We start from the raw sequence: 2,697 nt of genomic DNA on the forward strand, positions 1-2,697 counted from the left end.
CAGGGGAACGGAGTTGGACGACAGCGACACGGACACGGAAGACTGCGGCACCAGGGGCCTCCTGTTGCTCGGCTGGATTCGACACCCACGAGCTGCACGGGAGGCCCCACCTTCATGCCCAGCCGACCAGAAGATCACCCGACCGAGTCGGCAACGTCGAACTCACGCCCACGAGGTTCGATAGAGCAACGGCTAGTCAAGCGCGCCGACCGCCAGCGAGGCATCGACGCCGAGGTCGAACGCCTGCACGTCGCCCTGCGTCTCCCGCAGATGCGCCAGCTCCCGCTGGTCGAGCAGGCCATGGGCCGCCAGGCTCTGGCCCTGCTGGCCAAGTTCGAGGACGCCTGCACCGCCGCGGACGACCTCGCCGAAGCCTCCGCCGAGCTGTTCCAGCAGCACCCCGATGCCGAGGTCATCACCAGCTTCCCCGGCCTCGGCGCGCTCAGCGGCGCCCGGGTCCTCGCCGAGATCGGCGACGACCGCTCCCGCTTCGCCGACGCCAAGGCCCTCAAGGCATACGCCGGGTCAGCACCCGTCACCCGCGCCTCCGGCAAGAGCCACGCCGTCATGGTCCGCCGGGTCAAAAACCAGCGCCTGGCCGCCGTCGGCTACGTCTGGGCTTTCGCCTCGCTCACCGCATCGCCCGGCGCTCGGGCCCACTACGACCGCCGGCGCAAGGCCGGCGACCGCCACAGCTCCGCCCAGCGTAACCTCTACAACCGGCTCCTCGGCTGTCTCCACCACTGCCTGGCCACCGGCACGGCCTATAGCGAGGCCACCGCCTTCCCGGCCCCGCCCAAGCTCGAACTGGCCATCGCTGCTTGACTGTTCTACGCCACTGAACCCTGGCTGCCTCGCTGCTCTGCTCTCGATGCAGCGCGAGCCACCCCTTGCTCAGCCAGATCATCGCCTCCAGCGTCCGGGCGCTCAGATGACTTGAGCAGGTACTGGGGCAGCTTGGAGCTGGCCGCCAATACCTCGATGCCGATAAGGCGCCCTTGCTCGTCGAAGTCAAGGTTGATCATGCCGTCGACCCCCACCGGATCACAGGGATACATGCGCGAGGATTTCGTACGTATCTGCGGATCTGTGAGGTGCACGTACGCCGCGTTCGCGGTCTCGTCATAGGTGACCCGGACGTCTGCCATGGCAGGCATGCTCCCCTGGTGTAGTTGGCGGCGGCAAAGACGATCTTCGACTGCGAAAATCTTGCCAGAGCCAGTCACGGGTGCATGCCGAGACAGAAGACATTGACTTCCTAATCCCATCGGATGTCTTGTCCGCCCCCTTGACCAGCGTGTTGTCCCGCCCGGTTTGCCCAGGTCCTGGGCCTTGTCCTCCCGGTTTGTCCGTGACCGGAATCACGCTCCGTCCCGCACCGTCGTAACCGGCCGGGGCCAGTTCGGGTTCACCGGGCATGACGTTCCCTCACCCCGCGCCGGTGCGCCCCAGCGAACCGGGGACCGCCGCACTCGCCCACGGTGCGGTCATCATCAGCACCGTGGAAACCGCCTGGCAGGAGATCCGGCGCCGCCACCCGGACGTGCCGCATCTCGCGGTCACCACCGCGGGCGGCGACGGTGCGGACCCGACACGATGCGCGACCCTGCGCACCGGCCGAGAGTTCACCCGCGACGGTGCGCTGACCATGGAGCTCCAGTTCTCCCCCGCCGCGTTGCGCCATGGAGGCCGGGCCAATCTGCAGGCGCTGCTGCACCACGCCGCGCACGGCGTGGCCCGGCGGCGCGGCGTGAAGGAGGTGAGCAGCGGCTACCGCTGGCACAACAAGCACTTCGCGCGCATCGCCCGCGATCTCGGACTCACCCCGCCCCGGCGCGCGACTGCGGTTGTCGGGATGACCGACTGCCGGCTCAGCGATGCCGAGGCCTCCCGGTGGGACGAGGTGATCGCGATCCTGGACGCGGCGGCGGGCGCCCAGCTCGAGGCCCTCGTGCAGTCCACCGCCGCCCCTCGCAGTGCCCGCTCCGGCAGCCGGTTCGCCGTCGTGTGCGCGGAGTGCTCGCCACCTCGGCGGCTCCAGATCACGCCCTTCGCCTTCGACCAGGGACCGCTGCTGTGCGGGGTGTGCCTGACCAAGTTCCGGCCAGCGCCGCCTGCCGGGTGACGGTGCCCGGACCCCGCCCAGGCATCGCGGTGACGCTGGCTGTTTCGGCCGTCAGAGGTCTTCCAGGTAGGCCTGGTGGACGGTGCGGGCGGCCTCCTGCGCGGTGGCGCGCAGGGCGGCCTGCTGGGTGGCGGCGTCGCCGAGGAAGTAGCCCGCGTACACCGCGACCCAGCCGTCGCCGCCGTCCAGGCCTCGCTCGACCCAGCCGACCTGGTGGCCCTCGCCGAGGACCACCAGGACGTCGGGCTGGACCGTCAGCTGGCCAGCGCCCAGTCGTAGCCGAAGACCGCCGGGTCGAGCGGGATGTGGACATCCATGCTGCGGAGCAGGCCGCGCAGCAGCGGGTCACGCGGCACCGGCACCATCCGATCCGCGGGTCCGGCCAGGGGCTTCTGCCCGGCGGGCTCGGGAGCGGGGGTGGTCTGCTGGGCCAGGCTTCCGTCGACCAGGTCCCGCAGCCACCCACCCTCCGCAGCCGGGCCGCCCTGATCGCGTGGCCCGGCACCGCCGGCCGGTGCCGGAGTTTCTCCCCGGAGCGCAGCGGGCGCGACTTCGGGGATGTCGGCGGCGGG

General features: G+C 70.6%; 3 protein-coding genes and 2 pseudogenes. 2 read left to right on the forward strand and 3 right to left on the reverse strand.

Annotated features, from left to right (window positions below):
* Positions 1–195: 195 nt before the first annotated feature.
* A pseudogene (locus tag ABZ885_RS39060) lies at positions 196–825 on the forward strand (transposase); the annotation flags it as partial.
* Positions 826–830: 5 nt separating this feature from the next.
* Here the strand turns inward: ABZ885_RS39060 and ABZ885_RS39065 are convergent.
* Positions 831–1,148 (reverse strand): DUF2283 domain-containing protein, encoded by a 318-nt coding sequence (locus ABZ885_RS39065; RefSeq protein ID WP_360199645.1) that lies wholly within the window; start codon positions 1,146–1,148, stop codon positions 831–833.
* 269 nt (positions 1,149–1,417) lie between these two features.
* Here ABZ885_RS39065 and ABZ885_RS39070 point away from each other — a divergent pair, with 269 nt between their 5' ends.
* A complete protein-coding gene (locus ABZ885_RS39070; protein ID WP_360199647.1) occupies positions 1,418–2,125 on the forward strand; it encodes a hypothetical protein in 708 nt (235 codons plus the stop codon).
* A gap of 51 nt (positions 2,126–2,176) precedes the next feature.
* Here ABZ885_RS39070 and ABZ885_RS39075 read toward each other — a convergent pair whose 3' ends face one another.
* Both ABZ885_RS39075 and ABZ885_RS39080 read right to left on the reverse strand, forming a co-directional pair.
* The gene (locus ABZ885_RS39075) at positions 2,177–2,359 is read right to left on the reverse strand and encodes a hypothetical protein (protein ID WP_360199649.1); all 183 of its coding nucleotides are present in this window, start codon (positions 2,357–2,359) and stop codon (positions 2,177–2,179) included.
* Between the two features lie 20 nt (positions 2,360–2,379).
* A pseudogene (locus ABZ885_RS39080) lies at positions 2,380–2,697 on the reverse strand (hypothetical protein); the annotation flags it as partial.

The sequence above is a fragment of the Kitasatospora sp. NPDC047058 genome (genome assembly GCF_040643935.1).
GTDB lineage: Bacteria > Actinomycetota > Actinomycetes > Streptomycetales > Streptomycetaceae > Kitasatospora.